The following is a 7,866-nucleotide window of genomic DNA, read 5'->3' on the forward strand; positions in this document are numbered from 1 at the left end:
AGAAGTCGGCGTGCGTGCCGTCGGCCTTGAGCGCGGCGACGGCGACGACGCCGGGGATTGCGGCGGGGTACTGGGGATTGCCGGTGCCGTCGTTGCCGGCGCCGGCGAAGATGAGGGCGCCGTGTTGTAGGGCGTAGTTGATGGCGGCTTGCCAGGGGGCGCGCTCGGCCTGGACTGCCGCCCCGGCCATGGAGATGTTGATCACGCGCGCGCCGTGATCGACGGCGTAGCGGATGCCTTCGGAACCCGACTTCGCAATGCCGAAGCTGTGCTTGTCTCCGACCCTGACAGGGAGGATCCTCGCGCCGGGTGCCACACCGTTGACGCCACCATTTGAGCCATCACCCGCGATGGCTAGGGACATGTTTGTGCCGTGGCGCTCAGTGTCGGCATTGTCGGTGCGCCCCCGCCCTCGGCCTTCGTAAAAGTCGCGACCGGGCCGGACCTTGCCACGCAGCTCGGGAACTGTTGAGTCGACACCCGTATCGACGACTGCAACGGTGATGCCCCGTCCTGTAGCCACTCGCCATAGCTCATCCGAGTGCATTGCACCCAGGTACCACTGGCGCGTCCGCATGTCGTCTGCCTGTACGACTTGGGTCGGAGCAATCACGGCCATGGCTGCGAGCAGCCCGACCACAAGAGGTCTCAATGTGGCTCCTAGTCGATGACAGGCGGAACGACATGGCGCTGATCCACCATCCACGTCTCCTCGTCCTCCATCAGATAGGCCGGGCGACCGGCAGATGAGCGTCGTTCCGCAGCGCTCGAATGCGTTGGCATCGGTGGGATCAATCCAGCACCAGCGGGTGTCTGCGCTGTACGAGCCGAGAGACTTGGGATGTTGGGCGGAACCGGCGGGCGACGGCCCGCTCCTGCTGGGGTGCTCGGCAATGCGCCACTCGGCGGCGCGAGACCCTCGTGGCCAATGATTGTGCCCATCGGAATTCGTGGCCCGGGGGTTCGTGCGCCAGCTGCGCGGGCCGCGGGGCTGGACCCGGCAAGGCGTTCTCTGCCCGCGATGCGCGGCGCTCCGGTTGGTGAGCTGATGGGGTGCGATTGCGCATCAAGTCCCGCCAAGCGGAAGTCGCCTGGTACTTGCGGTGGAGGGGCAGTTAAACGTGTCGCGGACGACTCCCATTGCGAATCCGGGGCCGGATTAGTCGAGTTGAGCGTCGTACGCACTTGGGGCATGTCTGCCTCATACGAATGATCCGTAGACGCCCACAGCGGGTCACCGCCGGGTCCCGGGTGGCTCCCCGGCATCCCCACCGACCGCGTCATCGGCGGTCCGGAACCGCCGCCTGTCGTGCTGTACGGACGCTCCATCTCATGGACGCCACTGCCGACGATCGGGCGGAACCTGGGTTCCTTCGCGGCTTCCAGGCGCTCCCTCGCCACCCCGTAGTACGACGACAGACGCTCCATCTGGTGGATCGCCTCCTGCAGCTTCGGGCCCGTTTCTGCGGCCACCCTGGCCGACTCCTTCTCCGGGTCCTCGAAGCAGGTCCCCGTGGGCTTGGGGAGGGCGGACTTGGCCTCTGACAGGGCCTGGCCGGCGCGTTTGAGTTCGGCGGCGGCCGTGTTCGTGTAGTCGCCCAGGAGGAGCGTCTGGGTGACCATGTCCGCGCCCCAGAGGCGGAACGCGTCGCCCGCCGCGCCGTCCCACTGGACTCGGGCGATGTAGTGGCGTAGATCCCGCGCGATCTCCTGGAGCTTGGGGACCGCCTTCGCCAGCGCCTCGCCCGTCGTGGTGAGTTCACCCGGACGGGCGAAGGCGATCATCGCGTACAAGGCGTCCAGCGGCTTTCCGTCGAATTGCTCGGGCATCCGGAACCGCGCCTCCTCTCTAGCTGAAGCCGCCGGTGGCGACCGTCGACGTGGCCGTCGACGGCGCGGCCGGCTCGCCCGTCGCGTACTGCTGCCTCGCCCGTCGCTGGAGTTCCGCGAAGCGGCGCTTCAGGTCCTCGTCCACGTCCGCGTAGCCCCGGTCCGCGATCTGGATCGCGATGCCCATCGACTCGATCGTGTCGCCGAACGTGCGGGACAGGGCCTCCAGACGCCCCCGCACCCGCCCGTACGACGCGTGGAGTTCCGTCGCTGCCGCGAAGCCCTGGCCGTACGCCTCCGCGCCCACCCGGCTGTCTGCCAAGCGCTTCGGGTCGGCCGGGGAGGCGTCCAGCTCGCTGAGCAGCTGTTCGATGCGCGTTCGGAAGCTCTGGAGCGTTACCGACCCGACTTCTAAGTGGTTCACTTCCGCGGCCCCCTCGTCACACCTGCGAATCAGGCGGCCACTGTAGCCAGTTCAGCCGATGCCTCTGCGCCGTCGGCTGTCGCGCATCACCGTGCACGTACCCGCGACGAGCGCGACCAGCAGCGCCCCCGCCGCCACGGCGTACGTGGCCACCCGGGCGTCGCGTTCCCGCGGACCGTCCGACGGAGTCAGAGGGGCCGCCGCAACCGGGGCGGAGCCGCGCCTCGGGGCCTGGGCCGAACCCGTCACGGCCCTCACCGGGTCCGCCACGCCCCAGCCGATCTCATCGTCCCGGTCCTCGCCGGGCGGCCGGACCGCCGTCCGCTGGATGCGCGCCACGACCTCCCCGGCCTTCCACTGCGGGTACTTCGCGCGCAGCAGCGCCGCCACCCCGGCCACGTACGGGGCGGAGAAGCTGGTGCCGCTGTCGACGCACTGGCCGCCGCCGGGGACCGTCGAGACGACGTCGACGCCCGGCGCCGCGACGCCGACGAAGCCGCCGGACTGAGAGAACGCGGCGCGTTCGTCGTTGCGGTCGGAGGCGGCCACGGCGAGCACGCCGGGGAAGGCCGCCGGGTACGTGTTCTTGACCCGGCCGTCCTTGCCGTCGTTGCCCGCCGACGCGACCACGACCACGTCCGCCGCGATCGCCCGCGACACGGCGAGGCCCAGCGGGGAGTCCGGGGACAGCGGACGCGACGTGTCCTGCGAGATGTTGATGACGTCCGCGTCCTGCGCGATCGCGTGGTCGATCGCGGCCGCCATGTCGTCCGCCGCGCCGCTGCTCCGCCCGTCCGTCTGCCGGATCGGGATGATCGTGGCCTCCGGCGCGAGGCCGACGAATCCGGTGCCCGCACGCGGGCGGGCGGCGATGATGCCGGCGACCTTGGTGCCGTGGCCCGCCTCGTCGACCGTGCCGTCGGTCGTGCCGACGAGGTCCTTGCCCGCCGCCGCGTCCACCGCGTCCCTCAGCTGCGGGTTGGCGTCGTCGACCCCGCTGTCGATGACCGCGACCCGTACCCCCGCGCCCATCGTGTCCTGCCACAACTCGTCCAGCAGGATCCGCTGGAGCGGCCACGGCGTGCCCTCCGTCTGCTGCCCAGGGAACCTGCACTCCCCGTTGCCCGCGAGGGCCAAAGGAGGCCCGCTGTGTCCAGCCGCGAACACACCGATCAGCAGCGACGCGGCCAGCCCTCCGCGGATCATCCCCGCCCTCACGAGCCCTGCGCGCGCCGCGCGCCGTCCGTGTCCAGGCGCGGCCCCTTGGAGAGCCAGTCGGACCAGGCGACGGGGACGATCCCCGGATCCACGTCCTCGTACCCCAGCCGGATCTTCGCCTCCGAGCTGATCTCCCCGTCCGGCCCCTCCCCGTTCGTCCGTACCGCGTACCGCAGTCCCGTGTCCGTCACCAGGAAGAGCGACCCGTCGGAGCCCGTCCCGCCCTCCCGTGCCTGCGTGTACAGCAGGCCGCTGCCGGGGGTGACGTACGTGGCCGGGCCGCCCGGGGTGATCTCGGCCGGGTACTCGGGGCCCGCCCAAGTGGACAGCGTCGTACGGCCCTTGGCGTCGACCGCGCGCAGGACGCTGCACACCGTGTCGCGGCCGCCCTCGCCGTCCGTGGTGGTGTTGACCTGCCGCACCCGGCCGGTGGGCCAGCGGTGCTCCGCGCCGAAGGTCGTGGCGTCGGGCGGGAAGTCGCTGGAGTCGACCTCCGTGGGCCGGCCGTCCATGTCCAGGGGCTGGGTCTGCGGGGAGTGGATCAGCAGCCAGGCGGTGAAGTCGCTGACCGGCTGGACCTTCCCGGGCAGGACGACGTAGTGCTGCGGGCCCGCGCCCGTCCCGGACCTCAGGACCATGCCGACGCGGTCCTCGGTCGCGCTGAGGCCGCCGCCGACGCCGGCGGCCGCGCCCACGCGGCCGGGCACGTCGGGGAAGTCGATCGGGCTGCCGGTGTGCAGAGTGGCGAGCCAGTCGTCGGTGACGGACTGGGGCTCCCGGTTCACGCCGACGAGCGCGGTCGCGAGGTGGGCGGCGTCGGCGGGCGCGCCGCGCACCAGGTACTTCGTTCCGGTGTCGTCGACGAGGTAACGCAGCGCGCCCTTCTGGCCCTTGACGTACAGGACCTCGCCGGGGGCGAGCTTGCGTCCCCGGTCCTCCGTGCGGGCGAAGTCACGCTCGGCGAGGACGAAGGCGGCCTTCTGGACGGCCGCTCCCGCGCCGCCGCCGGGCTGGGCGCAGACCGCCCAGCGCTTCGCGCGGCCCGCCTCGTCCGTCGTGGGCAGCCGGTCGGGGGCGTACGGGATGCCGAGGATGGGGCCGCGCGGAGGATGGCCGGCGTCGAGGACCTCGTCGTCGACGCGGACGACCTCGAAGGCGCGCGGGTCGAGCAGGAGTCGGGCCGAGGCGAGGTTGAGGACGGGGTGGAGCAGGGTCCTGCGGTCCTTCCCCTCGCCGGTGGTGAGGACGACGTAGCGGGTGGTGGACTGCTTGCCGACGACGACCTTGGTCCCCGGGGTGTCCCAGCCCTTCGGGGCCTTGGGTTCGAGCATGCCCCAGGCGCCGAACCCGGCGAGCAGCAGCGCGGCCGTGACGAGGCTCGGGACGACGGCGCGCAGCGGCGCGGGAGCGCCCTCGTCCGTGCCGGAGGGAGAAGGACGGAGGAATGCCGCCAGCGTGCGCTTCTTCGCGAAGGTGTACGCGCTGAGCTCATCGCGCCGTGCTGCCATGGGTCCCCGTTCCCCCTGTCTCCGTCGGCCGGTGCCGGGTCCGTCGACGGGGCCCGGGCCCGTGCTCCCCCGTGCCGTCCCCACGGACCGCGCGCGAGGCGGCCGGGCCCCTACTATGCCCTCTGACCGGCGCGGTGCGCGGGCCGGGTACGGTGACCGGGCCGTCAAAGCCTGGACCCGCCTGGGCGATCGGGACGAAATCGGGGGATTCGGCATGGCTTCCGTGACGCAGACACGGGGTGCCCCGGCCGCGCCCCCGTACGCTCCGCCGTCCAGCGGACCGTACGCCGGACAGCCCCGCGCTCCGCACGCCGGGCCGCCTCCCGTGCCCTCCCGGGGCGGTGTCGTCCTGCGCCCGACGGCGAGTCCTGGACGCGGCGGATCGTTCCGATTGCAACAGCTCGTCCTGATCGAGACGGCCGCCGCGCTGCTGCTCGCGGCATGGGTCGTGGAGCCCCTGCTGCTCGCGCCCGCGGCCGTCGTCGCCGGGGTCCTCGTCCTGCTCGCCGTGGCGCGCCGCCGACGTCGCGCGCTGCCGGAGTGGCTGGCGACGCTCCTCGCGCTGCGCGCGCGGGTCCGGCGGGCGGCGACGGCCGTGGTGCCAGCGGGGACGGATCCGGGGCTCGCGCCGGTCGTGGAGTGCGATCCGGCGCTGCGCACGTACGCCTTCGGCGAGCGCGCGGGCGACAGCGCGCGCGAACGGCGGCCGGTCGGTCTGATCGGCGACGGCACGTTCCTGACGGCGGTCGTACGGGTCGAGTCCGACGGCGCCGCGCTGCGGCCGGACCGGGCCGCGCACCCGCTTCCGGTCGGCCTGGTGCGGGACGTTCTGGAGGTCGACGGGATCCGGCTCGAGTCGGCGCAGATCGTGCAGCACACGCAGCCGGCGCCCGCGCCGCATCTGTCCGACCGGTCCATGGCGGCGCGCAACTACGCGCCGCTGCAGGCGCTCACGGGAGCGCCGTCGCTGCGCATCACCTGGATCGCGCTGAAGCTCGACCCGGAGCTGTGCCCGGAGGCCGTCGCGGCGCGCGGCGGCGGCCTGCTGGGTGCGCAGCGCTGCGTGGTGCGGGCGGCGGACCAGTTGGCGAGCCGGCTGGCCGGGGCGGGGTCGGGGTTCCGGGCGACGGTGCTGACCGAGCAGGAGCTGACGGCGGCGCTCGCGACCTCGGCGGGCGCGGACCCGCGTGCTCTGGGGGAGCCGGTACGGGGCCGGGCGCGCGCCCCGCGGACCCGCGAGACGGCGCGGACCTGGCGGTGCGACGACAGCCGGCACACCACGTACTGGGTGGGCCGCTGGCCGCAGTTGGAGGGCGCCGCGATGCCGCGGCTCGTGGCCCTGCTGACCTCGCTGCCCGCGACGGCGACGACGTTCAGCCTGACGCTGAGCGGCGGGGCCGGCGACCGGCGGGAGGCGACGGTGACCGGGCACGTACGGATCACGGGCCGCGACGACGCGCAGTTGCTCGCGGCCCGGCACGAACTGGAGCGGGCCGCGCGCGGGGTACGGGTCGGGCTCGTCCGGCTGGACCGCGAGCAGGTGCCGGGTGTGCTGGCGACGCTGCCGCTGGGGGGTGCGCGCTGATGTCCGGCGGTACAGGACTCTCCGCACTCCGTTCGCGGACCTGGGTCGGCCGCGGGCTGATCGGGCCGCGGCGCGGGCGTCACGCCGTGCCCGTGGACGGACTGGACGCGCTGGCGCTGCCGTTGGGCGACGACGGCGTGGTCGTCGGGGTGGACCCGGACGGCGAGCCGGCCGTGCTGGGCCTCAACCGGCCGTCCCCGTACGACATCACGCTCGTCGGCGGCCTGTGGACGGCGCAGGTACTGGCGCTGCGCGCGGTCGGAGCCGGGACGCGGGTCGCCGTGGAGACGGGCCGCGCGGCGGCCTGGGAGGTGCTGGCCCAGGCCACCGCGGACGACGGCGGCGCGCCGTGCGTGACGCTGCACGACGTGGGCCGGGTTCCGCCGCTGGGCGCGTCCGCGGGCAGCCCGGTGGTCGTGGTGCGGGACTGCGGCACGCGGCCACCGCGCGGGCGGGTCGTGTCCGCGCCCTGGCAGTCGGTGCTGACGCTGCTTCCGTATGTGAGTCCCGTCGCACCGAGGTTGATGGAGAAGTCATCCCTGGTCGGGGTGCAACGGGTGTCTCCGGACGAAGCAGAACAGATCGGACGGATCATGGGCCTTCCGCGTACGGAGACGGACGCGTTGTCGACGCTCGCCGACGGCGTGACGCTGTGGTGCACGCCACGCGACCGGCAGTTGGCGATGACGCGGGCGACGGACGCGGAGTCCGGGCTCCTGGGCGGCGCTCGCCGGATGGACTGACTCCGCGCGCCCGTTGGGCCGCCAGGCGGGCGGCCGGGGGCTCACTCTGCGGAGCAGTGAGGTCACTTGGGAGCGACGTTGAGGTCACGGTCATGTGCGGGACAGGCGCTGGCAGACCGGCTGCCCTGCCGTACTGACACCGTTGACGATTAGGGTGGGAGGGTGCGGGAGCCGGGCGGACCGGACCGGACCGGAACATGGAACGGTCGCCCCGCTCAAGAAGCACAACGGTGCTCGACCACACCAGGAGGCAAAGTGAACGGCGATCGTGACGAGATCCGGGCGGGCTGGAACACACCGCCCGACGGTCAGTCCGACGCGGAGCCCGCCGAGATGTCGGGTGAGTTCACCATCGACTACACCCCTCCGGCTTGGTACACGCAGAACGCGTCGGGGGACGCTTCGGCAGCGGGCGCGGGGGCCGCTCCGGAAGCCGGTGGCATGACTCCGCCGCCTCCGGCGCCCTCCGGCGCGCCGGTCGCGACGCCCGGGCTGCCGGCCGGCGGCGGCTTCGAGTCCAACTGGACTCCCTCGCCGCCGCCCGCGGCCGGCCAGGGC

8 protein-coding genes are annotated in these 7,866 nt (G+C 73.2%); 3 read left to right on the forward strand and 5 right to left on the reverse strand.

The features are described 5' to 3' along the window. From VIU94_RS41960 to eccB, 5 genes are all read right to left on the reverse strand, one after another. Positions 1 to 619 (reverse strand): S8 family serine peptidase (locus VIU94_RS41960; RefSeq protein ID WP_331920500.1); only part of this gene is annotated, 619 nt, incomplete at its 3' end. A 41-nt stretch (positions 620 to 660) separates the two neighbouring features. Beyond that, positions 661 to 1,830, reverse strand: a complete 1,170-nt coding sequence (locus VIU94_RS41965; protein WP_331920486.1) for a hypothetical protein — start codon at positions 1,828 to 1,830, stop codon at positions 661 to 663. 19 nt (positions 1,831 to 1,849) lie between these two features. Beyond that, on the reverse strand, positions 1,850 to 2,254 hold the full coding sequence (locus VIU94_RS41970; protein WP_331920488.1) for a DUF2563 family protein: 405 nt from the start codon (positions 2,252 to 2,254) through the stop codon (positions 1,850 to 1,852). A gap of 51 nt (positions 2,255 to 2,305) precedes the next feature. Beyond that, positions 2,306 to 3,460: a type VII secretion-associated serine protease mycosin gene (mycP, locus tag VIU94_RS41975; protein WP_331920490.1), complete on the reverse strand. Its 1,155-nt coding sequence runs from the start codon at positions 3,458 to 3,460 to the stop codon at positions 2,306 to 2,308. A gap of 8 nt (positions 3,461 to 3,468) precedes the next feature. Further along, the gene (eccB, locus tag VIU94_RS41980; protein ID WP_331920492.1) at positions 3,469 to 4,980 is read right to left on the reverse strand and encodes a type VII secretion protein EccB; all 1,512 of its coding nucleotides are present in this window, start codon (positions 4,978 to 4,980) and stop codon (positions 3,469 to 3,471) included. Positions 4,981 to 5,194: 214 nt separating this feature from the next. On the opposite strand from eccB, the gene eccE reads away from it, so the two are divergent. The 3 genes from eccE to VIU94_RS41995 form a co-directional block, all read left to right on the forward strand. Continuing rightward, the gene (gene eccE, locus VIU94_RS41985) at positions 5,195 to 6,565 is read left to right on the forward strand and encodes a type VII secretion protein EccE (RefSeq protein WP_331920494.1); all 1,371 of its coding nucleotides are present in this window, start codon (positions 5,195 to 5,197) and stop codon (positions 6,563 to 6,565) included. Beyond that, positions 6,565 to 7,308: a hypothetical protein gene (locus tag VIU94_RS41990; RefSeq protein WP_331920496.1), complete on the forward strand. Its 744-nt coding sequence runs from the start codon at positions 6,565 to 6,567 to the stop codon at positions 7,306 to 7,308. Before eccE ends, VIU94_RS41990 begins: the two co-directional genes overlap by 1 nt. A 255-nt stretch (positions 7,309 to 7,563) precedes the next feature. Beyond that, positions 7,564 to 7,866, forward strand: a 303-nt coding sequence (locus VIU94_RS41995; protein WP_331920498.1) for an SCO5717 family growth-regulating ATPase, incomplete at its 3' end; no start/stop codon positions are given.

The sequence above is a fragment of the Streptomyces sp. genome (genome assembly GCF_036566765.1).
Taxonomy (GTDB): Bacteria; Actinomycetota; Actinomycetes; order Streptomycetales; family Streptomycetaceae; genus Streptomyces.